Annotated in this window: 21 protein-coding genes; 13 read left to right on the forward strand and 8 right to left on the reverse strand. The window is 60.5% G+C overall.

Annotated elements, in window-relative coordinates:
- Window positions 1–31 precede the first annotated feature (31 nt).
- From AC1965_RS15660 to hisS, 4 genes are all read right to left on the reverse strand, one after another.
- Window positions 32–793 carry an ABC transporter ATP-binding protein gene (locus AC1965_RS15660; protein WP_483884778.1) on the reverse strand — a complete coding sequence of 254 codons (762 nt, stop codon included), beginning with the start codon at window positions 791–793 and terminating at the stop codon, window positions 32–34.
- Window positions 794–1,069: 276 nt separating this feature from the next.
- A complete protein-coding gene (hisG, locus tag AC1965_RS15665) occupies window positions 1,070–1,759 on the reverse strand; it encodes an ATP phosphoribosyltransferase (RefSeq protein WP_483884779.1) in 690 nt (229 codons plus the stop codon).
- Entirely contained in the window at window positions 1,756–2,838 is a 1,083-nt protein-coding gene (locus AC1965_RS15670; protein ID WP_483884780.1) for an ATP phosphoribosyltransferase regulatory subunit, read from the reverse strand. Before AC1965_RS15670 ends, hisG begins: the two co-directional genes overlap by 4 nt.
- Entirely contained in the window at window positions 2,838–4,334 is a 1,497-nt protein-coding gene (gene hisS, locus AC1965_RS15675; RefSeq protein ID WP_483884781.1) for a histidine--tRNA ligase, read from the reverse strand. The genes AC1965_RS15670 and hisS overlap by 1 nt, the downstream gene beginning before the upstream one ends.
- A gap of 196 nt (window positions 4,335–4,530) precedes the next feature.
- Between hisS and AC1965_RS15680 the strand changes: the two genes are divergently transcribed.
- Entirely contained in the window at window positions 4,531–4,737 is a 207-nt protein-coding gene (locus AC1965_RS15680) for a SlyX family protein (protein WP_483884782.1), read from the forward strand.
- Here AC1965_RS15680 and AC1965_RS15685 read toward each other — a convergent pair whose 3' ends face one another.
- Window positions 4,738–5,499, reverse strand: a complete 762-nt coding sequence (locus tag AC1965_RS15685; RefSeq protein ID WP_483884783.1) for a hypothetical protein — start codon at window positions 5,497–5,499, stop codon at window positions 4,738–4,740.
- Window positions 5,500–5,605: 106 nt separating this feature from the next.
- The gene (gene dnaE / locus AC1965_RS15690; RefSeq protein WP_483884784.1) at window positions 5,606–9,139 is read right to left on the reverse strand and encodes a DNA polymerase III subunit alpha; all 3,534 of its coding nucleotides are present in this window, start codon (window positions 9,137–9,139) and stop codon (window positions 5,606–5,608) included.
- A 263-nt stretch (window positions 9,140–9,402) separates the two neighbouring features.
- Between dnaE and xdhA the strand changes: the two genes are divergently transcribed.
- From xdhA to AC1965_RS15750, 12 genes are all read left to right on the forward strand, one after another.
- Window positions 9,403–10,806: a xanthine dehydrogenase small subunit gene (gene xdhA, locus AC1965_RS15695; RefSeq protein ID WP_483884785.1), complete on the forward strand. Its 1,404-nt coding sequence runs from the start codon at window positions 9,403–9,405 to the stop codon at window positions 10,804–10,806.
- Window positions 10,803–13,241, forward strand: coding sequence for a xanthine dehydrogenase molybdopterin binding subunit (xdhB, locus tag AC1965_RS15700; protein WP_483884786.1), 2,439 nt, complete (start codon window positions 10,803–10,805; stop codon window positions 13,239–13,241). Before xdhA ends, xdhB begins: the two co-directional genes overlap by 4 nt.
- On the forward strand, window positions 13,238–13,996 hold the full coding sequence (gene xdhC / locus AC1965_RS15705) for a xanthine dehydrogenase accessory protein XdhC (RefSeq protein WP_483884787.1): 759 nt from the start codon (window positions 13,238–13,240) through the stop codon (window positions 13,994–13,996). The genes xdhB and xdhC overlap by 4 nt, the downstream gene beginning before the upstream one ends.
- Entirely contained in the window at window positions 13,993–15,510 is a 1,518-nt protein-coding gene (locus tag AC1965_RS15710) for an ABC transporter ATP-binding protein (protein ID WP_483884788.1), read from the forward strand. Before xdhC ends, AC1965_RS15710 begins: the two co-directional genes overlap by 4 nt.
- 48 nt (window positions 15,511–15,558) lie before the next feature.
- On the forward strand, window positions 15,559–16,641 hold the full coding sequence (locus tag AC1965_RS15715) for an ABC transporter permease (protein ID WP_483884789.1): 1,083 nt from the start codon (window positions 15,559–15,561) through the stop codon (window positions 16,639–16,641).
- Entirely contained in the window at window positions 16,641–17,561 is a 921-nt protein-coding gene (locus tag AC1965_RS15720; protein WP_483887063.1) for an ABC transporter permease, read from the forward strand. The genes AC1965_RS15715 and AC1965_RS15720 overlap by 1 nt, the downstream gene beginning before the upstream one ends.
- Before the next feature lie 57 nt (window positions 17,562–17,618).
- Window positions 17,619–18,692: a BMP family ABC transporter substrate-binding protein gene (locus tag AC1965_RS15725; RefSeq protein WP_483884790.1), complete on the forward strand. Its 1,074-nt coding sequence runs from the start codon at window positions 17,619–17,621 to the stop codon at window positions 18,690–18,692.
- A 271-nt stretch (window positions 18,693–18,963) separates the two neighbouring features.
- Window positions 18,964–19,557, forward strand: a complete 594-nt coding sequence (locus AC1965_RS15730) for a cysteine peptidase family C39 domain-containing protein (protein WP_483884791.1) — start codon at window positions 18,964–18,966, stop codon at window positions 19,555–19,557.
- Between the two features lie 79 nt (window positions 19,558–19,636).
- Window positions 19,637–20,254, forward strand: coding sequence for a glutathione S-transferase family protein (locus AC1965_RS15735; RefSeq protein WP_483884792.1), 618 nt, complete (start codon window positions 19,637–19,639; stop codon window positions 20,252–20,254).
- Window positions 20,255–20,393: 139 nt separating this feature from the next.
- On the forward strand, window positions 20,394–21,332 hold the full coding sequence (locus tag AC1965_RS15740; protein ID WP_483884793.1) for an aldo/keto reductase: 939 nt from the start codon (window positions 20,394–20,396) through the stop codon (window positions 21,330–21,332).
- Window positions 21,329–21,985 (forward strand): DUF938 domain-containing protein, encoded by a 657-nt coding sequence (locus tag AC1965_RS15745; protein ID WP_483884794.1) that lies wholly within the window; start codon window positions 21,329–21,331, stop codon window positions 21,983–21,985. Before AC1965_RS15740 ends, AC1965_RS15745 begins: the two co-directional genes overlap by 4 nt.
- Window positions 21,982–22,770 (forward strand): glycoside hydrolase family 25 protein, encoded by a 789-nt coding sequence (locus AC1965_RS15750; RefSeq protein WP_483884795.1) that lies wholly within the window; start codon window positions 21,982–21,984, stop codon window positions 22,768–22,770. The genes AC1965_RS15745 and AC1965_RS15750 overlap by 4 nt, the downstream gene beginning before the upstream one ends.
- A gap of 58 nt (window positions 22,771–22,828) precedes the next feature.
- On the opposite strand, the gene AC1965_RS15755 is transcribed toward AC1965_RS15750, so the two are convergent.
- The gene (locus AC1965_RS15755) at window positions 22,829–25,321 is read right to left on the reverse strand and encodes a GcvT family protein (RefSeq protein ID WP_483884796.1); all 2,493 of its coding nucleotides are present in this window, start codon (window positions 25,319–25,321) and stop codon (window positions 22,829–22,831) included.
- Between the two features lie 126 nt (window positions 25,322–25,447).
- Window positions 25,448–26,851, reverse strand: coding sequence for an FAD-binding oxidoreductase (locus tag AC1965_RS15760; RefSeq protein ID WP_483884797.1), 1,404 nt, complete (start codon window positions 26,849–26,851; stop codon window positions 25,448–25,450).
- Window positions 26,852–26,854: the final 3 nt, after the last annotated feature.

A 26,854-nucleotide genomic window follows, 5' to 3' on the forward strand; every position in this document is an offset into this window, starting at 1 on the left:
GGTCCGATTTCTTCAAAAGAAATCGCCCCGCTCACGCCGCCGCCCCCAGATAGGCTTCGATCACCGCCGGGTTTCTTGACACTTCCGCAGGTGTGCCGCTGGCAATCTGCTGGCCAAAGTTGAGCACCACGATGTGGCTGCAAATATCCATCACCATGTGCATGTCATGCTCCACCAGCAGGATCGTGGTGCCGAACTGCTCCTGCACATCCAGAATAAACCGCGCCATATCGGCGGTTTCCTCCCGGTTCATGCCCGCCACCGGTTCATCGAGCAGCAGTACCTTGGGCCGCATTGCCAGTGCCCGGCCCAGCTCTACCCGCTTTTGCAAACCATAAGGCAGCATTGTGATCGGGTACTTGCGAATGTGATCAATCTCGAGAAAATCAATCACTTGTTCCTCAATCTCGCGGCGCAATGCCAGTTCTTCGCGCTGTGCTGCGCCAAAATACCGCAAAGCTTGCCAGACATTCGTTGTCAACCGCGTGTGTCCGCCCAGTTTGATATTGTCCAAAACTGTCATACCGCGAAACAATGCGATGTTCTGAAATGTTCGCGCCAGCCCCAGCCCTGCCCGCTTGTCAGGGCTCATCGCTGTGATGTCTTTGCCTTCGAAATACACCCGTCCCCGGTCCGGTGTGTAAAAACCCGAAATCGCATTGAATAGGGACGTCTTTCCCGCACCATTGGGGCCGATCACGCCGGTCACTTCGCCCGCCCGCGCCTCAAAATTGATGCCTTGCAGCGCCTTGATGCCACCAAACGACAGATGCAGGTCTTCGATCTTTAACAATCGCCATCTCCCACGCGCCGACAACGATAGACGCCCTCGAAAAGGCATACTAACCGGTCTTCGGCGGACCTCCCTATATTTGCCAGTGTGATCCTGTTTCTTGCGGACCTTCAAAGGCAAGGCTGTTGTCCCTTCACCCTAGCCGAGTGAAAGCATCCCGCAAGAGGCTTGATGGTGGCCCCTGCGTCAGCATCGCTAAAGAAATTAGTAAATAGCTAAATTATATAGTGATAATTGACGCTTAACCGTGCGAAACAACCACAGATTAACGCTGCGTCACGTCAATCTGGCGATCAAATCCTTCAATGCCTTGCGGCTTGGATCCTCCAACGGGGCCATGCGCGACCGCCACAAAGTGGCCTGAGATTGCAGGATTAAGCCGTCGCTGAGGATCTTGAGATGATTGGCCCGCAGGGTCTCACCGCTGGACGTGATATCGGCAATCGCCTCTGCGGTTTCGTTCTTGACGGTGCCCTCGGTCGCGCCTTGGCTGTCGACCAGCGCGTAGTCCGCAACGCCGCCCGACCGCAGAAAATTCCGCACCAGACGGTGATATTTCGTGGCGATCCGCATCCGAAAACCGTGTTGCGCCCGAAATGCTGCTGCCGCCGCATCCAGATCGTCCAGCGTGTCCACATCGACCCAGGCCTGCGGCACCGCGATCACCAGATCGGCGTGGCCAAACTTCAATTCTTCAATCGGTTCGACCAATTGTTCCCACAGTGCCAGTTTTTCCTGCACCAGATCGGTGCCCGTCACCCCCAGGTGTATCCGCCCCGCCGACAACTCGCGCGGAATTTCCCCCGCCGACAACAGGATCAGCGATACATCGTCAATCCCCTCGACCTTGCCCGCATATTCGCGGTCAGACCCGGTGCGCTGCAACGATACCCCACGCGCGCCGAACCATTCAAAGGTCTTTTCCATCAGCCGCCCCTTGGACGGTACACCCAGTTTGAGGGTCATTGCCCGCCCTCCAGTTCCAGCATCAGACCGGGGCGCATTACACCGCCCACTGCCGGGATTTCGCTGCCTTGTCCCAAGCGGCGCGTCAGCGCGTCGTAGCGTCCACCCGTTGCAATCGCAGGCAGATCAGGGCGCGCCGTGGCCCGAAAGCCAAAGACGAACCCGTCGTAGTATTCCATCGACGCCCGGCCATAGCTTGCCTCGAATACCAACGCGTCGGTGTCGACACCGCGCGCGCGCAGCGCTTCGGCCCGGTCTGCCACGCGCGTCACAGCATCTGAGATCGCGGGCATATCCACCGCCAGATCGCGCAACCGGCTCAGCGCATGGGGCATTGTCTCGCGCACGTCTAAAAGCGCCTCGATCAAATCCACCTGATTGGCAGATATAGGGGCTGCCGCAGCATCCTCGGCCAGCGCGGCGACCCGCGCGTCGATCTCGTCCTGCGACCGCATCCCGATCAGTGGGGCCGCGGATCGGGGGGCTGTGCCCTCCAACAATGCCTTGCGTGTCGGCGGTACGGCGCTACGCCCCGCAAAACGCTCCAACAAAGAGCGAAAGCGCCGCGGCCGCCAGATGTGCCGCATCAAGGCCTGCTTGCGCCGCGCCGTGGTCTGCAACCCATCAACAGCAGCCATCAGCACGCCGATATCACCTGTCACGGCCCGCACAGGCAGGCCCGCCATCGCCTCTGCGATTAAGGCAAACACCTCGGCATCCGCCGCGGCCGGGTCGACCCGGTCAAACACCTCAAAACCGACCTGGATATATTCATTGGCCCGGTTTGGATCATGTTCCTGCCGGCGAAACACCTCGCCTGCATAGGTATAGCGCGCAGGCTCCGCCCCATGCGCCATATGCATCTGCACCACAGGCACCGTGAAATCCGGGCGCAACATCTGCTCACCCCGCAGAGCGTCCGATGTCACATAGGCGCGCGCGCGAATATCCTCGCCATATAGGTCTAGCAACGTATCCGCAGGTTGAAGGATCGGCGGCTCCACCAGAACCGCGCCCTGCGCTTCGAACATCGCGCGCAACCCTGCCGCCCGCGCCAGCGTTTCCGACCGTGTAGGCATCAGTTTGGCCGATCCAAGATATCACGCACCGCCTTCACCAGATCAGCGCGCTGAATTTCGTATTGGTTGGGCCGTTCTTTCCATTCTTCCAATGTCGCGTCCTGCGCCAATTGCGCGCCCAAAATCATATCCTTGATCTGCACAACACCGCGCGCGTGTTCGTCACCACCCTCGATCACCACCACCGGGCTGGCACGTTTATCGGCATATTTCATCTGGTTGCCGAAATTCTTGGGATTGCCCAAATAAACCTCAGCACGAATGCCCGCCTGGCGCAACTCGGCCACCATCGCCTGATAATCCGCCATCCGGTCGCGATCCATCACGGTCACAACAACGGGGCCAGCGCCCGCATCCGACAACCGGCCCTTGGCATCCAGCGCCGCCAATAACCGATCGACGCCAATAGATACGCCCGTCGCAGGCACTTCTTGCCCGGTGAAACGCTTGACCAGATCGTCATAACGCCCACCCCCCGCAACAGAGCCAAAGTTGCGCACACGGCCCTTTTCGTCCTTGATCTCAAAGGTCAGCTCCGCCTCGAACACCGGCCCGGTGTAATAGCCAAGGCCGCGCACGACCGAGGGGTCAATCTCAACCCGATCCGCGCCATAGCCACCCGCGGCCAACAGATCAGAAATCAATTCCAACTCATCTACGCCCTGCGCACCAATGTCAGAGCCAGCCACCAGCTCGCGCAACCGTGCCACCGTCTCAGTACCGCTGCCCCGTTTGGCCTCCATGAACCCCATGATAACTTCGGCCTGCGCATCCCCCAGCCCAGCCCCATCGGTGAAATCGCCACTGTCGTCCTTACGCCCAGCACCCAGCAGCGCACGCACGCCCTCCGGCCCGAGCCGATCCAATTTATCAATCGCGCGCAAGACGATACCGCGCTCATGTTCCTTATCGTCGCCCGACAGCCCCGCAACCTCCAGCACCCCATTGAGCACCTTACGGTTGTTCACCCGCACGACGTAATCACCGCGCGCGATGCCAACCTCTTCCAGACAATCGGCCAACATCGCGCAAATCTCGGCATCCGCCGCCACCGAAGGCGCACCAACAGTATCCGCATCACACTGGTAGAACTGCCGAAACCGGCCCGGTCCGGGCTTTTCATTGCGCCAGACCGGCCCCATGGCATAGCGCCGATAGGGCACGGGCAAATCATTGCGGTGCTGCGCATAAACCCGCGCCAATGGTGCCGTCAGATCATAGCGCAGCGCCAACCAGTCACCGGGCTTGTCGCCCTCGGCATCCTCTTGCCAGGCGAATACGCCCTCATTGGGCCGGTCCACATCCGGCAGGAACTTGCCCAATGCCTCAACCGTTTCCACCCCTGCCGATTCCAGCGCGTCAAAGCCATAGCGATGATAGACCGCCGCGATCTTGCCCAACATCTCGGTGCGATGCGTAACCTCGGCCCCGAAATAATCGCGAAAGCCCTTGGGCGTTTCGGCCTTGGGGCGGGGGGTCTTCTTCGGCTTGGCCATGGCAACGATCCTAGCATCATCATTCGGCCTCGCGTCTAGCCCAAGCCCCCCGCAAGAGCAAGCGACGCAGCCAGCGCCACCCTTTTTACCCCCTCTTTTTGGTCCTAAATATTCCTCGGGGGAGGCGCGGCACGCGCCGGGGGCAGACAGCCCCCTACCCACATTCATACCACCATGCTAAGCCCGCAAAAAAAGGATGCCCGCCGTGACTGACAAACTTGAAGAACAAATCGCCCATCTTACCCGCACTGTTGACGATCTGTCTGAAGTGGTCGCGCGGCAGGAACGTGAGATTGTCACCCTCAACCGCCGTGTGCATATGCTGATGCAGCGCGAAGGCGAACGCGACGCATCCGGTGGCGGTGGTGTCGTCATGGGCGACGAACGCCCACCGCATTATTGATCAACTGCCAGATTTAACCGCCGCAGCCATCAATGCGCCGTCGTGGACCAGAACTTCAGACCAGCGCGCGTTGTCGCCAAGATGCTCATAGGCGCTGACAAAGAACGTTGTCTTGTCCAACTTGCCGATCTTGCGCCCACAGGGTTTGCCGTGCCCAGCACCGCAAACCTGTGACTTCACCGTATCATAAGCCTTGTCAGTTTCGCCGTAGGGCAGGTTTTCGCCCCCCGGCCCGTAGCGCAATTGCTCATAGAACGATGGCGTTCCCAGCAGCACATTAGCCGCCGTTAACTGGCGCGGACAACCATCGGAAAATCCTGTGATATAGAACGTCCGCGCCCCCGCGCCGCCCGGTGCGGAATCAAAAAGCTGGTACCCGCGCGCCGATCCATCTTTGACCTTTGCCCCCAGCTTTTCACCCACCGCGTCACAGACCCGCGCCACCTGGCCAAAGGGCAAGCGCGTGCCAAAGGCGACGTCGTCGCTCGCATCTTCAGGCTGTGCCGAACCGCCGCCGAATAGCCCAAGCAGCCCGCCGCCTTTCGCAGGTTTGGGCGCACTCAGCCCTTCCGGCAGATTACCACCTGCCGCATCCGTGCCAAAAAAACCTTCACGCGCGATCTCATCCTCCGTCGGCAACGCCTTGGGGGATGTTTTACCATTGGCAAGCTCGACGTCGGCCAAGCGCGGCACATCCGCCAGAGGATCACCGCAACCCGACAACACCGCCAAGCAAAGGATGAGAATCGCAGTTCTGAACATGAGGCCCCCCGGGAAACGCCGGCTGTTGCTACAGCATGCCTGCGTTTTCGTCCAGCGTGGCCGGCAAGCCCTCGCCTGCAGAGGGTGGCGACGGCCATCCAGCGCCCTAGATTTCCTCGACTTCCATCACCCCATCGAGCGACCGGATCGCCCCCTTTATCGCCGGGGTAACGGGATACTCAAGCCCCAGATCGACCTCGACTTCGCCGGGCAGTCCGGGGTCCATCAGGCAGAACTGCACTGGCCCCCGCGCTGCCGCTTTCGCCGCTTTGCGCGCGCCGTCCAGCACATCGGCCACTGCCGAAATCGCCGCTGGCCCGTCGATGAATACCCGAAGGCCCATGCTACCGACATCCGCAACCGCTGTCTCAATCGGCACCACAGAGCGCCCCAGCAGCTTCAACTGCTCGCTCTCCATCGTCGCCTCGACGGTGACGATCACCTTTGATCCGACCTCAAGGTGTTCGCGCGCTGTTTCCAGCGTGTCGGAAAACAGCGTCACCTCATAGCCGCCCGTCGTGTCCGACATCTGCGCAAATGCAAACCTATTGCCCCGCGCCGATTTCCGCTCCTGCCGCCCCGCGACGACACCTGCGATACAGGCGTTCATTGCCCCGCGCACCGATACCTCTTGCGTCAACTCATCCAGCGTAAGGAATTTCACCGCCTTGCCGGTATACTTGCGTTTCAGCGCGCCCATATAATCGTCCAGAGGGTGCCCGCTGAGGTAGAAACCCACGGCCTTAAATTCTTCTGTCAGCCGTTCCGCCGACTGCCAATCGTCGCAGGGCAACACGCGCGGTTCGGGCAGATCATCGCCCGCCTCGCCAAACAGCGACACCTGATTGCTGGCCTTTTGTTCGTGGATCGCCGCAGAATAGCTCACCAGACCATCCAGTGCCTGAAACACCCGTCGACGGTTGCTGTCGAGCACGTCAAACGCGCCTGATCGCGCCAGCATCTCCAGTGGCCGTTTGCCGACCCGTTTCAGATCCACCCGCCGCGCCAGATCAAACAACGTCGAGAACGGGCGATCGGCCCCTTCGACCCGACGACCCTCGGTGATCAGCTTCATTGCCTCGACACCGACGTTTTTCAGCGCGCCCAGCGCATATACCAGCGCCCCGTCGACCACTTTGAACGTCGCATCTGATCGGTTCACGCAGGGCGGCACCCACGGCAGTTCCAGACGCTTGCGTACTTCCTCAAAATACACCGCCAATTTGTCGGTCAGATGGATATCGCAGTTCATGACACCGGCCATGAATTCGACCGGGTGGTTCGCCTTTAACCATGCGGTTTGATAGCTGACGACCGCATAGGCCGCCGCGTGCGATTTGTTGAAACCATAGTTAGCGAACTTTTCGAGAAGGTCGAAAACCTCGGTGGCTTTCTTCTTGTCCACCCCATTGGCCATCGCGCCCTTTTCAAACTTGGGGCGCTCCTTGGCCATCTCTTCGGCGATTTTCTTACCCATCGCCCGGCGCAGCAGATCAGCGCCACCAAGCGAGTAGCCCGCCATGACCTGCGCAATCTGCATCACCTGTTCTTGATAAACGATGATGCCTTGGGTCTCTTCCAGAATGTGGTCGATCGACGGATGAACCGATTCCAACTGGCGCTGGCCGTTCTTTACCTCGCAATAGGTCGGAATGTTTTCCATCGGGCCGGGACGGTAAAGCGCCACAAGGGCCACAATGTCTTCGATACAGGTCGGCTTCATGCGCTTGAGCGCATCCATCATGCCGCTGGATTCCACCTGAAACACCGCCACCGTCTTGGCACTGGCGTAAAGTTTATAAGATGCCTCATCATCCAGCGGGATCGTGGCGATATCATCCACGTGGCCCTCGGGTGGGGCGTACAATTCGACCCCATCGGCGCGAAGGTGCAAATGCCGACCCGACGCTTTGATCTGATCCACCGCGTTCTGGATGACGGTCAGGGTTTTCAGGCCCAAAAAGTCGAATTTGACCAGCCCGGCCTGTTCAACCCATTTCATGTTGAACTGGGTTGCAGGCATATCGGATCGCGGATCTTGGTATAGTGGTACCAGCGCATCCAGTGGCCGATCACCAATCACCACACCCGCCGCGTGGGTCGAGGCATTGCGCAGCAGCCCTTCGACCTGCTGACCGTAATCCAGCAACCGTGCTACCACCTCTTCGTTGCGCGCCTCTTCACGCAGGCGCGGTTCGTCCGCCAGCGCCTTTTCGATGCTCACAGGCTTTACGCCTTCGACCGGGATCATCTTGCTCAACCGGTCCACCTGGCCATAAGGCATCTGCAGCACCCGGCCGATGTCGCGCACCGCCGCTTTGGACAGCAATGCACCAAAGGTGATGATTTGCCCCACTTTGTCGCGCCCATATTTGGCTTGCACGTATTGGATCACCTCCTCGCGACGATCCATGCAAAAATCGATGTCAAAGTCAGGCATCGAAACCCGCTCAGGGTTCAAGAACCGCTCGAACAGAAGGTTATAGCGTAGCGGGTCAAGGTCCGTAATTGTCAGCGCATAGGCCACAAGAGAACCCGCACCAGAACCCCGCCCCGGCCCCACCGGAATGTCTTGATCCTTGGCCCATTTGATAAAATCGGCAACGATCAGAAAATAGCCGGGAAACCCCATGCCTTCGATGATACCCAGTTCAAAATCCAGCCGCTTTTCGTAATCCTCGACCGACACAGCGTGGGGAATAACCGCCAGACGGCCCTTCAGCCCAGCGTGGGCCTGACGCTTGAGTTCTTCAATTTCGTCATCGGCAAATTTCGGAAGGATCGGGTCACGGCGATAGGCCATAAAAGCACAGCGTTTGGCAATCTCTACCGTATTGGCCACCGCCTCGGGCAGATCGGCAAACAGGGTTACCATCTCACTTTGGGTCTTGAAATAATGCTGCGCGGTCAGACGGCGGCGCGGCTGCTGCTGATCGACGTAGGCACCTTCGGCAATACAGATCAACGCGTCATGCGCCTCGTACATTTTGCTGTCAGGGAAATAGACGTCGTTGGTCGCCACCAGCGGGATCCCCATAGCATAGGCCATTTCAACAAAGCCGCGCTCGGTCAGCCGTTCCGCCTCGGGCTGGCCGTCTTCGCCCGGATGCCGCTGCAATTCGACATAAAGTCGGTCGCCAAATGCCGCATGCAACCGCGCCATCAACGCCTCAGCCGCCGGGCGCTGCGCGCTGCGCAGTAACTGCCCCACCGGACCACCCGGCCCGCCCGTCAGGCAGATCAACCCCGCACTCCGTGCCTCCAGCTCTGCCAGCGTCACCTCTGCCGTGGCGCCACCCTTATCTAGATACAGGCAGGAATTGAGCTTCATCAGGTTCTCATAACCCTGCTCGTTCTGCGCCAGCAAAACCACCGGGGCAGGGGCGCGTGGTTTTTCGCCGGGCTGCACCTCGACATAGGCCAGATCGACCTGACAGCCGATGATCGGCTGCACCCCCGCGCCCGCCATCGCCACGGAAAATTCCAGCGCCGCAAACATGTTGTTGGTGTCGGTCAGCGCCAGCGCGGGCATGCCGGCCTTGCGGCACATATCTGGCAGCTTTTTCAGCCGCAGCGCGCCTTCCAAAAGGGAATATTCGGAATGGCTGCGCAGGTGAATGAATCGGGGGTCATTTTTCATGTCGCCAACTTAGGCCAGCCGCCGGGGCTACGCCAGCGTCGGAATCCCGTCAGGTCGCACAGGTCGGTCGATCACCGGAATAGGAAGCCAATGGCCCGCCGCCCGCTGCGTGATCTAAAGTCGGGCAGTCCCCAAACGCTTTTTCCTTGCCAAGCCGCCCCCCGCCCCGCTAGCCTGACCTCTACCAAGCTCGCGCCCGGTTCTACGCCGCATCGAACCCCGCGCATTAAAGGGCCATATTGTACCGCGGCGGGTTTGAAACCATGGACATCACTTTTCTTCTCAACGGAGAAGTCGTGTCGCTCTCCGACATTTCGCCCACCACCACCGTGCTAGATTGGCTGCGCGAAGAGCGCGGCCTCACAGGCACCAAGGAGGGTTGCAACGAAGGCGACTGCGGCGCTTGTTCGGTTATGATCACCGATGAAACAGGTTCGCGCGCCCTAAACGGCTGCATTCTGTTTCTGCCTCAGATCAACGGCAAATCCGTCACCACCGTTGAAGGGCTGCGCGCCCCGGATGGTACGCTGCACCCTGTGCAGCAGACGATGATTGACCACCACGGCAGTCAATGTGGCTTTTGCACCCCCGGCTTTGTTATTTCGATGGCTACGGCACACTTGAACGGTGCTACCGATCACGACGTGCAACTGGCGGGTAATCTATGCCGCTGCACCGGCTACGCACCCATCATCCGCGCCGCCGATGCTGCTGCGGGCAAACCCGTCCCTGACCATTTGAAAAACCTCTCTCAGGTTTTGGTTAAGGATATCCCTGCGCCCCGGCCACCTAAAACGCCTGTCCGCGGGCCTGCACATATCCAACCTGACAATAGCGATACCCTCGCGGCATGGTATCTCGATCACCCAGACGCCACCCTCGTGGCCGGGGCGACGGATGTGGGTCTCTGGGTCACAAAAGGTTTTCGCGATCTCGGCACAGTGGCCTTTCTCAATCAATGCAGCGACCTGCGCGGCATAACCGAAACAGACAGTGGGTTTCGCATCGGTGCCATGACAACGTTGACGGATGTGGAAGCAGCCCTTGCCCCGCATCACCCCAGCCTTGGTGCGATGCTGCGCCGCTATGGTTCAACCCAAGTGCGCAACGCCGCGACCATCGGCGGGAATATCGCCAATGGCTCGCCCATTGGCGACGGCCCACCTGCACTGATCGCCCTCAATGCATCACTCCACCTGCGCCGGGGCGATACCCGCCGTACCATCGCGCTTGAGGATTTCTTTATCGACTACGGCAAACAAGACCGCGCAGCGGGCGAATTTGTCGAAGCGATCAGCGTGCCAAAACAACGCGATACACTGCGCTGCTACAAACTGTCCAAGCGATTTGACCAGGACATCTCTGCGGTCTGCGGCTGTATCTCCATCACCGGGGATGGCAAGACCATCACCGCCGCCCGCATCGCCTTTGGCGGTATGGCCGGCACCCCAAAACGCGCCGCAGCATCCGAGGCCGCGATGACAGGCCAGCCGTGGACCGTCAGCACAATCCGCGCCGCCATGGCCGCCATGACGCATGATTTCCAACCCCTCAGCGACATGCGCGCCTCTGCTGAATACCGCATGCAAAGCGCGCAAAACATGCTGCTGCGCTATTTCCACGACGCAAACGGCAGCGCCACCAATCTGCACGAGGTCACGGCATGAGCGTCACGCACCCCCTGCCCCATGACGCCGCTGCCCTGCATGTCACCGGTGCCGCGCGTTACGTCGATGACATTCCCACACCCCGCGACACGCTGCATCTGGCATTCGGCCTTAGCACCGTGGCGGCTGGCACGCTCATGGCGCTTGACCTCGACGCCGTGCGCGCTGCGCCGGGTGTGCTGCATGTCCTGACAGCTGCTGATCTGCCCAACGACTGCGACACCTCGCCGTCCAACCATGACGAACCTCTGCTGGCCACCGATACCGTACATTTTGCAGGCCAACCGCTGTTTCTGGTGATCGCCACCAGCCACCTTGCCGCCCGCCGCGCGGCGCATCTGGGCAAGGCGCAGATCGCAGCCACCGATCCGATCCTCACCATTGACGCCGCCCTTGCCGCGGGCAGCCGTTTCGAGGATGGCCCGCGCATCTATCAAAAGGGCGACGCGCCCAGCGCCCTTAAAAACGCGCCAAAACGCCTGTCAGGTCAGATCGACATCGGCGGTCAGGAACATTTCTATCTCGAAGGCCAAGCCGCGCTCGCCCTGCCGCAGGACAACGGCGATATGCTGGTGCATTCCTCGACCCAACACCCGACCGAAATTCAACACAAGGTCGCACATGCCATTGGCCGCCCGATGCACGCCGTGCGCGTCGAAACCCGGCGCATGGGCGGCGGCTTTGGCGGCAAGGAAAGCCAAGGCAACGCGCTGGCCATCGCCTGCGCCGTGGCCGCCGGGCTAACCGGCAAACCCTGCAAAATGCGCTATGACCGCGACGACGACATGATCGTGACCGGCAAACGCCATGATTTTCGCATTTCCTATGACGTAGGTTTCGACGCAAGCGGGCACATTACCGCGCTTGATTTCATCCAATATGCCCGCTGCGGCTGGTCGATGGACCTTAGCCTGCCAGTGGCGGACCGTGCGATGCTGCACGCTGACAACGCCTATCACCTGACAGATATTCGCATCACTTCGCACCGTCTGCGCACCAATACCACCAGCGCCACCGCCTTTCGTGGATTTGGCGGGCCGCAGGGGATTGTCGGGATCGAGCGTGTGATGGATCACATCGCCCACCACATTGGCTGCGACCCGCTGGCGGTGCGCCAGGCGAACTACTACGCCGATAGCACTGGCCCGGCAGCGCAGGTCAGCGACACTGGCACCGCTATCGACAACAGAACACCCCCCGCGACAGAGGCCGACCTGGCATCGCGCGGCACGCCACCTGCGCACGACGGCAATGCCCCGGTGATGCCGCACGGCGGTAATGCCCCGATAATGCCGCAGACCGACGCGCAGACCACCCCCTATCACCAGCCGGTGACAGACTGCATCATCAACGCGCTGACAGACCGGCTGGCACAAACCGCCGATTACACCAAACGCCGCGCCGCCATCGCGGAATGGAACACACGGAACCCGCTGCTGAAGCGTGGCATCGCACTGACCCCGGTGAAGTTCGGTATCTCCTTCACGCTCACTCACCTCAATCAGGCGGGCGCGTTGGTGCATGTCTATCAGGATGGTTCCATCCACCTGAACCACGGCGGTACGGAAATGGGCCAAGGGCTGTTTCAAAAGGTAGCCCAAGTCGCCGCCGCGCGCTTTGGTGTCTCGCCCGACGTGGTGAAAGTCACCGCCACCGACACCGCCAAAGTGCCCAATACCTCCGCCACCGCCGCCTCTTCTGGCTCCGACCTCAATGGCATGGCCGCGCAAGTCGCCTGCGACACGATCCGCGACCGTATGGCGGACCATCTGGCCGAACGCTATCAAACCACGCCCGACAAGGTGCGTTTTGCAAGTGGCATGGTCCAGATCGGGGCCGAAGAAATCACCTTTGCCGCCGCCGCCGCATCGGCCTATGAAAACCGCGTCAGCCTGTCGGCAACCGGGTTCTATAAAACCCCCGACATCGAATGGGATCGGATCACAGGCAGGGGCCGCCCGTTCTACTACTTCGCCTACGGCGCTGCCTGTACCGAAGTTGTCATTGACACCCTGACTGGCGAAAACCGCATCCTTCGAACCGATATCCTGCACGACGCCGGCGCGTCGCTGAACCCCGCGCTCGACATCGGGCAAGTCGAAGGCGGATACGTGCAGGGCGCAGGCTGGCTCACCACCGAAGAACTGATCTGGGACGATCGCGGCACCCTGCGCACTCATGCGCCCTCGACCTATAAAATCCCTGCCTGTTCCGACCGCCCCCCAGTGTTCAACGTCGCCCTGTGGGATCAGCCGAGTCCGGTCGATACCGTCTACCGCTCAAAGGCCGTGGGCGAACCGCCCCTGATGCACGGCATATCCGCCTTTATGGCGCTCAGCGATGCGGTATCAGCATGCGGTCCGCGCTACGGCGATTTGCAAGCCCCCGCTACTGCGCAATCTGTTTTGGCTGCGATTGGGCGGGCGCAAAAATGACAGCGCTCTATGTCGAGATAACCGCAACCCGAGGATCGGCCCCGCGCGACGCAGGCACCGCGATGAAGGTTACGGTACTCGGCACAGAAGGCACCATCGGAGGCGGCGCATTGGAACACTTGGCCATCGCTCATGCCCGACATCTGCTGGCCGCGGGCCGCACCGATGACACCCGGACCATCCCGCTTGGCCCCGGTCTGGGTCAGTGCTGCGGCGGATCGGTGACCTTGCATTACACCGACCAGCCTCGCCCCCTCGACACCGCGACGCCCTTGCCGCTTGAGATGTGCGGCGACATAAACACGCCGCTATGGCTTTGGGGCGCGGGCCATGTGGGACGCGCGGTGGTGGCCGCCTGCCCGCCCTGCGCATTTGACATCACATGGGTCGACAGCGCCCCCGACCGCTTTCCAGACAAAGTGCCAGCGCATGTCACTGTGACCCCGACCGCCGACATGCCGCGCCTTGCCGCCCATGCGCCCGCGCAGGCGCACCATCTGATCTTTACCTATTCCCACGACATTGATCTGGCGCTCTGCGCCGCCTTGTTGAGAATTGGGGCCGCCAGTATCGGCCTTATCGGGTCTGACACAAAATGGGCCCGATTTTCCAAGCGTTTAACGGCGATGGGGCTGGACCCCTCGCCGATCATCTGCCCTATTGGCGACAAAAGTATGGGCAAAATGCCCGCCCAAATCGCCCATGGCACACTGACCGCCCTCATGGCCCATATCCAGCCAAAGGTATCCGCATGACCGAGCTGCTTCTCGACCTCAAGGGGCTGACGAAAGCCTATCCGGGCGTTGTTGCAAATGATGACGTGTCTCTCAGCATCGCGCCCGGCGAGGTCCACGCACTGCTTGGGGAAAACGGCGCGGGCAAATCGACGTTGGTCAAAATGATCTACGGGTTAGTCAAACCCGACGCGGGCCAGATGAAGATGCACGGGCATTCCTTTTCCCCGGCTGATCCACATGCCGCACGCACGGCTGGTGTCGGTATGGTGTTTCAGCATTTTTCGCTGTTCGACGCACTCAGCGTGGCCGAGAACATCGCACTTGGCATGGAAAACCCACCCAAGATGCGCGCGCTCAGCCAGCAAATCCGCGATGTGTCCGACACCTACGGGCTACCGCTATCGCCGGATCGGATTGTCGGTGATCTGTCGGCGGGTGAACGTCAGCGCGTCGAGATCATCCGCTGCCTGCTGCAAGATCCCAAGCTTCTGATTATGGACGAACCCACCTCGGTACTTACGCCGCAAGAAGTTGAAATACTGTTCAAAACCCTACGCAAGCTTTCCGCCGAAGGTACCGCGATCCTTTATATCTCACACAAGCTCGAAGAAATTCGCAGCCTGTGCGACAGCGCCACAATCCTGCGTCTGGGCAAGGTGGTGGGCCATTGCACCCCGTCGGAAACATCGGCGCGCGACATGGCCGAAATGATGGTGGGCAGCGTGCTGCAAACCCCGACGCGGGCGGGCAAAGCACCGGGTGACGTTGTTCTGGAATTGCGCGGTCTGTCTGCAAAATCCCCCAGTGCCTTTGGGATGCCGCTGCGTGATATTTCGGTGCAGGTGCGGCGCGGCGAGGTGCTGGGTATTGGCGGTGTGGCGGGCAACGGGCAGGATGAATTGCTCGGCGCGCTATCAGGTGAAATGCGCAGTGCGCCGGGAATGATCCATTTTCAAAACCGCGATATTGGCCTGCTCGGCCCCACCCCCCGGCGCGCAATGGGGATACTGACCGCCCCCGAAGAACGGCTGGGCCATGCGGCCGTGCCTGACATGTCACTGACCGAAAACGCCATGCTGACCGGTGCAGCACGCGAAGGGCTGGACCGGGGCGGGATGCTTGACTGGCGCGCGGCGCGGGTCTTTGCCCAAAAGATCATCGAAACTTTTGATGTGCGCACCCCCGGACCCGGCAATGCCGCACGGTCACTGTCGGGCGGCAACCTACAAAAATTTGTTATTGGCCGCGAGGTGTTGCAACGCCCCGACCTACTGGTGGTGAACCAGCCGACTTGGGGTGTTGATGCCTCTGCCGCCGCTGCGATCCGGCAGGCGCTGCTGGATTTGGCCACAGGCGGCACGGCGGTGATCGTGATCAGCCAGGATCTGGATGAGCTGATGGAGATTTCCGATAATTTTGCCGCCCTGAACGAAGGCCGCCTATCTGCCCCCCGCCCTGCGCAGGGACTGACGGTAGATGAGATCGGCCTGATGATGGGCGGCGCGCATGGCATGGAGGTGGCGCATGTGTGATCCGTTGCGCTTGGGTTTATGTGGCACAGTGAACCTGGAGGGCAGCGCGTGATCCGCCTTGAAAAACGCCCGCAGCCCAGCCGAACGCTGTCGCTGGCCACCCCGCTGATGGCGGTTTTGGCAACGATGCTTTTTGGCGGCTTGCTGTTTGCCGTGTTGGGCAAAGACCCGTTGGTGGCGCTTCAGACAATTTTCTGGGACCCATTGTTTGGCAAAAACGCGTTTTACTACCGCCCTCAATTGTTGATCAAAGGCGCGCCATTGGTGCTAATCGCCATCGGTCTGTCGCTGGGGTTCAAGGCCGGAATCTGGAACATCGGCGCCGAGGGCCAGTACATCATGGGCGCGATATTCGGCGCGGGTGTTGGACTGGCGTTTTACCCGGCAGAGGGCTGGTATATCTTCCCACTGATGGTGCTGGGCGGGGCCTTTGGCGGCTGGCTTTGGGCGATGATCCCCGCGTTTTTAAAGGTGCGCTTTGGCACCAATGAAATTTTGGTTTCCCTGATGCTGGTCTATGTAGCCGAACAATTCCTATCCTCCATGGCCTTGGGATTGATGAAAAACCCCGAAGGCTATGGTTTTCCGGGTTCGCGCAACCTGCAACAATACGCCCCCGCCCATAACGCCGAAATCTTTGCCGGATCGGGGATGCACTGGGGCGTGGTTGCCGCGCTGATCGCGGTGATCTTTGCCTATGTGCTGCTGACCAAACACCGTCTTGGCTTTGCCATTCGTGTGACAGGCGAAGCGCCCCGCGCCGCGCGTTTTTCCGGTGTAAACCCGGTGCGGCTTGTGCTGTTCTGCATGGGTATGTCGGGGCTGCTGGCGGGCCTTGCGGGTATGTTCGAGGTCGCAGGCCCCGCCGGGCAGATCACCATTGATTTCAACGTGGGCTATGGCTTTACCGCGATCATCGTGGCCTTTCTGGGCCGCTTGCACCCCATCGGCATCCTGCTGGCGGGGGGGCTGATGGCGCTCACCTATATTGGCGGTGATATCGCGCAGTCCAGCCTTGGCCTGCCTGCCGCCGCCATCCAGGTGTTTCAGGGGATGTTATTGTTTTTCCTACTCGCCCTTGATGTTCTCACCAATTACCGGCTGCGCTTTGGCGCGGCGGAGGCTGCATGATGGATTCTTCCGCAATCAACCCCGTTCTGTTTGTCGCAGGCTTCCTCGTCGCCGCGACACCTCTGATCTTTGCCGCTATCGGTGAATTGGTCGCCGAGAAATCGGGCGTGTTGAACCTCGGCGTTGAGGGTATGATGATCACCGGCGCGATCTGCGGCTTTGCCGTCGCGGTGGAAACCGGGTCACCGATCATGGGCTTTGCCGCAGCAGCAGTGGGAGGCGCGGCGCTGTCATTGCTATTTGCCTTTCTCACGCAGATCGCGCTGGCCAATCAGGTCGCCTCTGGTCTTGCTCTCACGCTCTTTGGGCTGGGCTTGTCAGCCCTGCTGGGGCAAAGCTATGTCGGGATCAAACCACCACGGCTCGGCGATATCGACTTTGGTCCGCTGGCCGATATTCCGGTGATCGGGCCAATCCTGTTTACCCATGATATCATCTTGTACTTCGGCATTGTCCTTGTGGCTGCCGTCTGGGCGGTCCTGAAATTCACCCGCGCCGGGCTGATCCTGCGCGCGGTGGGCGAAAGCCACGATGCCGCCCATGCGCTGGGGTACAAGGTCAAACGCATCCGCACCGCCGCAATCCTGTTCGGCGGGGCCTGCGCGGGGCTGGGCGGCGCCTACATCAGCCTGATCCGTGTGCCGCAATGGACCGAAGGCATGACCGCCGGCATCGGCTGGATCGCCCTCGCGCTGGTGGTCTTTGCCAGTTGGAAGCCATGGCGGCTGATCCTGGGGGCCTATCTTTTCGGCGGCATCACCCAATTGCAGCTTAATCTACAGGGCGCAGGCGTTGCCATCCCGGTGGAGTATCTGGCAATGTCGCCCTACCTCATCACCATCCTTGTGCTGGTGATCCTTTCTGCGGATAAGAGTGCCGCACCGGCCGCATTGGGCCGCACGTTCCACGCCTCGAGTTAGGGGCATCACGATCAACCCACCCGGCAAGCGGGGGGTGATAACAACAGGGAAAACCACATGAAATTATCTGCACTTCTGACCAGCGCCGCTGTGGCGCTTGGCATCGCGACAGGCGCGATGGCACAGGACAAGACCAAAGTCGGTTTTGTATTTGTTGGCCCTGTGGGCGATGGCGGCTGGACCTATGAACATAACGAAGGCCGTCTGGCCGTCGAAAAAGAATTTGGCGACGCGGTTGAAACCGTATTCGTCGAAAACGTCGCCGAAGGCCCGGATTCCGAGCGGGTGATGACACAGATGGCCCTCGACGGCGCCGATCTGATTTTCACGACATCGTTCGGCTACATGGACCCGACAATCAACGTCGCCGCCAAATTCCCGGATGTGAAATTTGAACATGCCACCGGCTACAAACGTGCCGATAACGTGTCCACCTACTCCGCCCGCTTCTACGAAGGCCGCGCCATTCAGGGTCACATTGCCGGGTCGATGACCAAATCCAACATCGTGGGTTACATCGGGTCCTTCCCAATTCCCGAAGTGATCCGGGGCATCAACTCCGCCTATATCCACGCCAAAAAGGTCAACCCCGACGTGCAGTTCAAAATCGTCTGGGCCTACACTTGGTTTGATCCGGCAAAAGAAGCAGACGCCGCCAAGGTTCTGATCGAACAGGGTGCCGACGTCGTTCTGCAGCACACAGATTCGACCGCGCCGCAGGCCGCAGCGCAAGAAGCAGGTAACGTGATCACGTTTGGTCAGGCGTCGGATATGGCACAATACGGGCCATCGCCGCGCGTGTCCTCGATCATTGACAACTGGGCGCCCTATTACATCGCACGCACCAAGGCGGTGATGGATGGTACATGGGAAAGCACAGACACATGGGATGGCATTGGCGCTGGCATGGTCGGCATTGGTGAGATTACCGACGCCGTTCCCGCCGAGGTCAAAGCCGAAGCGCTCGCGCTGAAGGACAAGATCGCATCGGGCGAATACCACCCCTTCACCGGCCCCATTAAGAAACAGGACGGCTCTGACTGGCTGGCCGACGGCAAGACTGCCGATGACGGCACATTGGCCGGCATGAACTTCTATGTCGAAGGCATCGAAGGCACGATCCCGAAGTAATCCGGCAATTTCCTAAGATCTTGGAAGGGCGTGCAGACAACTGCGCGCCCTTTCTTTTTGCGCCATGTCACCGCCCTGCGCCGGGTACACTGGCCGCTCAACCGGGGTCAGGATCACCTTACCTTGCGTCAATTAAAATTTGTCTTATCATACGAGGGATTCCCCTTTCCTGTTACCACGCCGTTTTTTTGGGCGTGACAAAGCTTTTTTATGCATCCGCAGCGGCCTTTTCATTTCAGGTTGGCCCCTGCCCCCATGGAGGTTTACTGCCATGACCGTATCGCTCGCGACCGACAGTGCAGGCAATACTTATCAACTTTGGGCACAGCGACAGGCCAATTCCTGCGCCGTTGCGTCAATCTGGATGGCGCGCGGCATTGCGCGGCAGATGTCCATAGACGAAAGCGAATGGGACCTCGCCAATCGCATGTACAATCAAGCGATCGCCGGTATGTCACCCGAAGGGGGGCCACCCCCGCCCGGTGCACCAATGTCGCTTGACCCAGGGTCATACGACGCCAATCAAAGTTCGATGGCCAATACCTTTGCTTCGACCGGGGTTTATGCCCGTCAGGTGGCCGACATGCTGCGCCAAGAGGGCTTTAACGTCCGCCACATGAGCGCGCGTTCAATACTTGGTGACTGGCTTACGCCCACGCGGCCTGCCATAATCCTTGTTGGCTGGTACCCGCAGGGCAAAGGCCAACCTCGGCGCGGCGGCCACTTTATCGTCGCGGCTGCCAAACGGCGCGATGGGCGTATCGTGTATCTTGATCCATGGGGCGGGGTGCTGCGCGAGGTGCGCAACAATGGCCGCTACCCCCAAACGGGCATCGTCGAAGAGGCGATCTATTTCCGCGACTGACCCCGCCGGGGCAAAGCGGCTTGTAGCGCGCGACGCCCGCGCTACACTGTCCTTCAACGCTGTTTGAAGGGCACCCTTTATGATCACTGTCCACCACCTCAACCGGTCGCGCTCGCACCGGATCCTTTGGCTTCTCGAAGAGCTGGAACAGCCCTATACGATCTCGCAATACATCCGCGACGCCACGACCAATCTCGCGCCACCCGAACTCAAGCTTGTTCATCCTTTGGGCAAATCCCCGATGATCGAAATCGACGGGCAGTTGATCGCTGAAAGTGCCGCTATCGTCGAAGTGCTCTGCGCGCGGTTCGCCCCGGAAATGATCCCCGAGCGTGACACCCCTGCCTACCTGCGCCACCTTGAACTGATGCATTTTGCCGAAGGCTCGGCCATGACGCCGATACTGATGAACCTCTACGTCTCGCGCTTGGGCGACGCCGGCGCCCCGCTGCAGCCGCGTATCACCTCTGAGTTGGACAACCACTATAGCTACATGAACAGTCTCGTGCGCCCTTCCGGGCATTTCGTACAAGACAGCCTCAGCGCTGCCGATATCATGCTCAGCTTTCCAGCGGAGATCGCCATGCGTCAGGGCCGCGCGGCGGATTATCCAGCGCTGGCGGGGTTCGTCGACATGATCCAGAACCGTCCCGCCTATCAACGCGCCACAGAAAAGGGCGAGCCTGAAAAGGGTTGAGTTCCGTCCGCCCGGAGCAAGTCGCAGGCGCCGGGCCTCGCCCCCGACAAATAACACCTTGCCTCCTGCATCCGCCGATCTGGCGCTGCACCGGGCTTCCCCGTTGCACGGCCGCCGCGCCCGTGCCAACACTCAACGTATGAAAAACACCCTCACCAGCCCCAACGGCACCCCCGCAAGCCGCCTCGCCTTTGGCACCATGCAATTCGGCGGCCGCGCCGATGCCGCCGCCTCGAGGGCAATGTTTGATGCCTGTATCGGAGCGGGCATCACCCATTTCGACACGGCTCACGTCTATACCGATGGCGCGTCGGAGACGTTGCTGGGCGGCTTTGTACAAGACCGCCGCGACGATCTGATCATCGCGACAAAGGCGGCCTATACCGGCGGGGCCACGCGGGAAAATATCCTGTCCTCCGCCGAGACATCACGCCAGCGGATGCAGCTCGATACGCTCGATGTCCTCTATCTGCACCGTTTTGACCCCGACACAGAACTATCCGTCAGCTTCCAAGCCTTTGCCGAACTCAAGGCCCGCAGTCACATCCGCCACATCGGCCTGTCGAACTTTGCCGCATGGCAGGTGGTCAAGGCCGCACATGTGGCCGCCGAACACGGGCTGGGCATTGCAGTGATCCAGCCGATGTACAATCTGGTCAAACGCCAGGCCGAGGTGGAAATCCTGCCCATGGCAGACGATCTGGGCATCCTCGCAGCACCCTATTCCCCCCTCGGTGGTGGCCTTCTGACGGGCAAATACGCAGGCGGCGGTGGCGGGCGACTGACCGAAGATGCCAGATACGCCGCGCGCTATGGCCAAGACGCCATGCACCAGGCTGCCTCTGGGCTTGCCGCGATGGCGGCCGATCTGGGCACCAGCGCGGCTACGCTCGCGGTCGCTTGGGCGGCCGCGCACCCCACCGGCCCCAGCCCGATCATCTCGGCGCGCTCGACCGATCAACTCGCGCCCTCTCTCGCGGCGCTCGACTACACGATGACGCCAGAAGTTTACCAAGCGATATCGGCACTTTCACCCACACCTCCCCCCGCGACGGACCGGCTGGAAGAACAGACATGACGGGCCGCCTTCCGCCCAGCGCCAGCATCGCCGAACCAGCAACCGGCGACCGGCTTATCGCACCCTCGGCCGCGCGTAACCTCGCCCCGCTTAGTGATCTGGTTGCCGCTCATGCCCCGACACATGGACGCGCTTTGGAGATTGCGAGCGGGACTGGGCAACACGTGGTCGCCTACGCCACGCGCCTGCCCGGCGTGCACTGGCATCCCAGCGAGATCGACGTCACCCGCCGTGCCAGCATCAATGCCCATATTGGCGACGCGGACCTGCCCAACGTCGACCCTGCCATCGCGCTGGATGCCACGCAGCGAGGATGGGCTGCGCAACATCAACCGTTTGATTTCATTATCCTTTCAAACCTGCTGCATCTCATTGCCACAGACGCTGTTCGGACCCTGATCACCGAAGCCGCAATCGCGCTCGCTGACGGGGGCACGCTGATCCTTTATGGCCCATTCAAACGCGGCGGAGTGCTGACCTCGCCAGGCGACGAGAAATTCGACGCCGAGCTGCGCGCCGCCGATCCGGCCATCGGCTACAAGGATGATCTCGACATGGCGCGTTGGCTCAGCGATGCTGGGCTCAGCCCCATCGACGTGGCAGAGATGCCCGCCAATAACCTCGCCTTCATCGCAGGAAAACCAACCGAATGAAATTAGCTAAACGCCTTGTTTTCCTGTCGCTTTTTGCCCTTGCCGCCTGCGGCGCCCCCCGCAGTGCCGTACCGCCTGCCGAACCGGGTGTTCTGTTTTCGGCCAATTTCGGCGATCGTGATCCGGTGGCATTTACCGGCCAAAGCCCGAACCGCTTTGCCGTCCATGGAATCGACGCCGCCCGCTTTCAGAAAAGCGTCGATTGGCAGACCGCGCGACGCAACGGCGTGAATTTTGCCTTTATCAAAGCCACCGAAGGCGGTGATCTGCTGGACTCTGAATTCAACACGCACTGGCGGGGTGCGGGCAATGCTGGGGTCGCGCGCGGCGCCTACCATTTCTATTATTTTTGCACCTCGCCCGAGGATCAGGCGCGCTGGTTTATCCGCAACGTGCCGCGCGGCAACATGCTGCCGCCGGTGCTGGATATGGAGTGGAACCCCTTCTCGCCGACCTGCGCCCACATTCGTCCGCCAGGCAACGAGGTGCGTGACCAGATGCGCCGCTGGCTGGCGGTGGTTGAAGCCCACTACGGCCAACGCCCGATCATCTACACCACGCCCGAATTTTATCGCCAGAACGGGCTAAGCAATTTTAAAGGTTATGATTTCTGGCTTCGTACAACGGCCAAGACGCCCGCCGAGGCCTATCCGGGTCAGAGCTGGCGTTTCTGGCAGTACAGCGCTACCGGCACCGTGCCCGGCATCGCCGGAGATGTCGACCTGAACGCCTTTTCCGGAAGCCGCGCCGACTGGCAGGCCTGGGTTGCGGCCCGCGCGCGGTAACGATTTCTTTTAAAGAAATCGGGCCGGAATTTTCAAAAAATTCCGGCCCCGCAGGCGTTCACCCATCCACGCGGATGGTGGTGTTTTTCGGATCATAAGGGCTGTCTTCGACAATCGTCGCGTCCCACAGTTGGTCCATGATCTTGACCTGCAACTTGGTACCCACTTCGGCGTGTTCCTGTTTGACGTACCCGATGCCGATGCTCTTGCCAAAGGCCACCGAATACCCGCCCGAGGTCAACCGCCCGGTGCGCCCATCCGCATGATACAGCACTTCGCGGCCCCACGGATCGGCGTCCTCTGGCCCGTCGATCAGGACCGTTACACATTTGGTTCGGATGCCATGCGCCTGCATCGCCTCCTTGCCGTAGAAGTCCTTGGAAAGGTCCACAAATCGCGGCAGGTCGGCCTCTAGCGGTGTGGCGTCACGGCCCAGTTCATTGCCGAAGGCACGGTAGGATTTTTCCTGACGGAGCCAGTTCTGCGCCCGCGCGCCGACCAGCTTCATCCCGTGCTTTTCACCGGCCTTTTCCAGCTGGTCGAACAGGTAATTCTGCATCTCGATCGGGTGATGCAATTCCCAGCCCAACTCGCCTGTATAGGCCACACGGATCGCCTGAACCGGACACATGCCCAATTCGATGCTGCGCATTGTCAGCCAGGGAAAACGTTTGTTGCTCAGCGCCGTTTCGGGGTCCGCGTCTTTGATGATCTCTTTCAACACGTCCCGCGATTTAGGCCCGGCGATGGCAAAGACACCCCATTGGGTGGTCACGTCATGACATTCGATATAGCCGAATTCGGGCGCTTTATCTTCGATTGCCTTACGCAGGTAATCGCTGTCGTACGCGGTCCAGGCCCCGGCGGAGACTAGGTAATAGGCATCCTGGCCGGTCCGCACGATCGTATATTCCGTGCGTGTCGTGCCGTGCGATGTCAGCGCATAGGTCAGGTTGATACGGCCGACCGATGGCAGTTTGTTGCACGTAAACCAGTCAAGAAAAGCTGTCGCACCGGGGCCCTTGACCACGTGCTTGGTAAAGGCCGTCGCGTCGATCAAGCCGACACCCTCACGCACCGCCTTGGCCTCTTCCACTGCGTATTGCCACCATCCGCCACGACGAAAACTGCGGCTGTCGTGATCGTTGAACCCCATCGGGGCAAAATAGTTCGGCCGCTCCCAGCCGTTTACAAAGCCGAACTGCGCGCCACGGGCCGCCTGGCGGTCATAGGCGGGTGAAGTGCGCAAAGGACGGCAGGCCGGGCGCTCTTCATCTGGGTGGTGCAGAATGTAGACGTGGTCGTAACACTCCTCGTTTTTGCGCGCGGCAAATTCGGTGGTCATCCAGTTGCCGTAGCGTTTGGGGTCAAGCGACGCCATGTCAATCTCGGCCTCGCCTTCCACCATCATCTGCGCAAGATAATACCCGGTGCCGCCCGCCGCAGTGATGCCAAAGCTGAAGCCTTCAGCCAACCACATATTGCGCAGTCCGGGGGCCGGGCCAACCAACGGGTTACCATCGGGGGTATAACAGATCGGACCGTTGAAATCGTCCTTCAGCCCACTGTCTTCACATGACGGAATGCGGTGGATCATCGCGGCGTATTGGTCTTCGATACGCTCAAGATCCAATTGGAACAGATCAGCGCGGAAGCTGTCGGGCACGCCATATTCAAACCGAGCGGGCGCATTTTTTTCGTAAACACCCAATATCCAGCCGCCACGTTCCTCACGCACATAGCTTTGTGCATCCGCATCGCGGATCACAGGGTGCTCGGCATGTCCCTCGGCCCGGAATTTCACCAGTGCCGGGTCTTGGTCCATCACGATAAACTGGTGTTCCACCGGGATCGCTGGCATTTTGATGCCCAGCATCTTCGCCGTGCGCTGCGCATGGTTGCCCGAGGCTGTGACAACATGTTCGGCAATAATCACGACCTGCTCGTCAGAGGGGATGAGGTTGCCGCCCTTCTCGACCATCTTGGTCGCCGTCACCTCCCAATGGGTGCCGTTCCAGTGAAACGCGTCGGCCTGCCACTTACGTTCGATCATCACACCGCGCTGACGCGCGCCCTTGGCCATCGCCATCGTCACATCGGCGGGGTTAATATAGCCGTCAGTCTGGTGATACAGCGCCCCTTTCAGGTCAGATGTCTCAATCAGTGGCCATTTCGCTTTGACCTCATCGGGGGTCATGAATTCATAGGGCACCCCGCAGGTTTCGGCGGTCGAGGCATAGAGCTTGTATTCGTCCATCCGCGCATCACATTGCGCCATTCGCAAATTGCCCACCACGGCGAACCCGGCGTTCAGCCCGGTTTCCGCCTCCAGCGTCTTGTAGAACTCTACGGAATACTGATGGATGTGGGTCGTCGCAAAGGACATGTTGAATAGGGGCAGCAACCCCGCCGCGTGCCATGTGGAGCCTGAGGTCAGCTCATCCCGCTCCAGCAGCATCACATCATCCCAACCGGCGCGGGCCAGATGATAGGCAATCGACGTGCCAACAGCACCACCGCCCACGACCAATGCTTTGACTTGCGTTTTCATGTCTCGATTCCCTGACAGATATGTTGCCCCTGTTGTAGTCGCCGCCCCAAAAGAGCGCGCGCAACAGCCGACCCAACATGGCAAAAAACCGACCTCCCCCACCGACGGCTAGGGGACAAACGCAAGTCAGCCCGGCAATATCTTGCCCGGGTTCAGGATGTTGTCAGGGTCCAACGCCTGTTTGATCGCCGCCATAACCTCGACCGCGCCGCCCAGTTCCTTGACCAGATAGGGCTTCTTGCCCTGCCCGATGCCGTGTTCACCGGTACAGGTGCCGTCCATCGAAATTGCAAGATGGTTCAACCAACTGACAAACGCCTCGCCGCGTGCGACCTCATCTGCGTCTTCCATATCAATCAACAGCGACGCGTGGAAATTACCATCGCCAGCATGGCCCACGATAGGCGCGATCAGGTTCATTTCCGCTGCCTTTTGCTGTGCCGCCCCCACAGCGTCGGCCAGCCGCGAGATCGGCACGCAGACATCCGTCGCCACCGCTTTGCACCCGGGCCGCAGCGCCAGCATGGCCCAATAGCCATCGTGCCGCGCCTGCCATAGTTTATTACGCTCTTCGGCAGTCGTGGTCGCGGCATAGCCGCTGCCGCCGTATTCCTCGGCCAACATGCCAAAGGTCTCGGCCTGCTCATTCACGCCCGCGTCCGATCCGTGGAATTCCAGCAGCAGCAGCGGTGTTTCCGGCAGGCTGAGCTTGGAATAGGCGTTCACGGCTTTGACTACCATGGCATCCAACAGTTCGATCCGCGCGACCGGCAGGCCGTATTGGATGACCGCCATCACTGTCTGGCAGGCGGCCTCTACCGTGGGAAAGGAACAGCTCGCCGAAGAAATTGCCTCGGGGATGCCCTGCAGCTTGAGCGTGACTTCGGTGATGATACCCAATGTCCCCTCAGACCCCACCATCAGCCGCGTCAGGTCGTAGCCCGCAGAGGATTTGCGCGCCCGGCTGGCGGTGCGGATCACCCGGCCATCCGCCATCACCGCCTCGACGCTCAGCACGTTGTCCTTCATCGTGCCATAGCGCACCGCATTGGTGCCGCTGGCCCGTGTCGCTGTCATGCCTCCGATCGACGCATTGGCCCCCGGATCAATCGGAAAAAACAGACCCTGATCGCGCAGATGGATATTCAACGCCTCGCGCGTGACCCCCGGCTGTACACGGCAATCCAGATCACCGGCATTGACCTCCATCACGCGGTCCATCTGCATCAGGTCGATGCAGATGCCGCCCGCGGGCGCGTTCACGTGGCCCTCAAGGGATGTACCGGTGCCAAAGGCGATAACTGGCACCTTATGTGCAGCACAGACCGTGACGATTTGCGAAACCTCCTCGGTCGAGTTGGGCATGATCACGGCGTCTGGGGCCTGGTTCGTGATCCAGGTGGTCGTGTGGCCGTGTTGCGCACGGATGGCCTGACCGGTTTGCAACCGATCCCCAAACTGTTGCCGCAGCACGTCGAGTACCGTCGCGATCCCCGCCGCGTTGCGCGGCAGGTCCAATGCCTGAGCCATCTG

The organism is Sulfitobacter sp. KMM 9851 (assembly GCF_057178245.1).

Coding starts and splice junctions, on each gene's coding strand:
- hisG (WP_483884779.1), bottom strand. CDS start 1,759: ATGACCCTCAAACTGGGTGTACCGTCCAAGGGGCGGCTGATGGAAAAG.
- AC1965_RS15670 (WP_483884780.1), bottom strand. CDS start 2,838: ATGCCTACACGGTCGGAAACGCTGGCGCGGGCGGCAGGGTTGCGCGCG.
- hisS (WP_483884781.1), bottom strand. CDS start 4,334: ATGGCCAAGCCGAAGAAGACCCCCCGCCCCAAGGCCGAAACGCCCAAG.
- AC1965_RS15680 (WP_483884782.1), top strand. CDS start 4,531: ATGCCCGCCGTGACTGACAAACTTGAAGAACAAATCGCCCATCTTACC.
- AC1965_RS15685 (WP_483884783.1), bottom strand. CDS start 5,499: ATGTTCAGAACTGCGATTCTCATCCTTTGCTTGGCGGTGTTGTCGGGT.
- dnaE (WP_483884784.1), bottom strand. CDS start 9,139: ATGAAAAATGACCCCCGATTCATTCACCTGCGCAGCCATTCCGAATAT.
- xdhA (WP_483884785.1), top strand. CDS start 9,403: ATGGACATCACTTTTCTTCTCAACGGAGAAGTCGTGTCGCTCTCCGAC.
- xdhB (WP_483884786.1), top strand. CDS start 10,803: ATGAGCGTCACGCACCCCCTGCCCCATGACGCCGCTGCCCTGCATGTC.
- xdhC (WP_483884787.1), top strand. CDS start 13,238: ATGACAGCGCTCTATGTCGAGATAACCGCAACCCGAGGATCGGCCCCG.
- AC1965_RS15710 (WP_483884788.1), top strand. CDS start 13,993: ATGACCGAGCTGCTTCTCGACCTCAAGGGGCTGACGAAAGCCTATCCG.
- AC1965_RS15720 (WP_483887063.1), top strand. CDS start 16,641: ATGGATTCTTCCGCAATCAACCCCGTTCTGTTTGTCGCAGGCTTCCTC.
- AC1965_RS15725 (WP_483884790.1), top strand. CDS start 17,619: ATGAAATTATCTGCACTTCTGACCAGCGCCGCTGTGGCGCTTGGCATC.
- AC1965_RS15730 (WP_483884791.1), top strand. CDS start 18,964: ATGACCGTATCGCTCGCGACCGACAGTGCAGGCAATACTTATCAACTT.
- AC1965_RS15735 (WP_483884792.1), top strand. CDS start 19,637: ATGATCACTGTCCACCACCTCAACCGGTCGCGCTCGCACCGGATCCTT.
- AC1965_RS15740 (WP_483884793.1), top strand. CDS start 20,394: ATGAAAAACACCCTCACCAGCCCCAACGGCACCCCCGCAAGCCGCCTC.
- AC1965_RS15745 (WP_483884794.1), top strand. CDS start 21,329: ATGACGGGCCGCCTTCCGCCCAGCGCCAGCATCGCCGAACCAGCAACC.
- AC1965_RS15750 (WP_483884795.1), top strand. CDS start 21,982: ATGAAATTAGCTAAACGCCTTGTTTTCCTGTCGCTTTTTGCCCTTGCC.
- AC1965_RS15755 (WP_483884796.1), bottom strand. CDS start 25,321: ATGAAAACGCAAGTCAAAGCATTGGTCGTGGGCGGTGGTGCTGTTGGC.
- AC1965_RS15760 (WP_483884797.1), bottom strand. CDS start 26,851: ATGGCTCAGGCATTGGACCTGCCGCGCAACGCGGCGGGGATCGCGACG.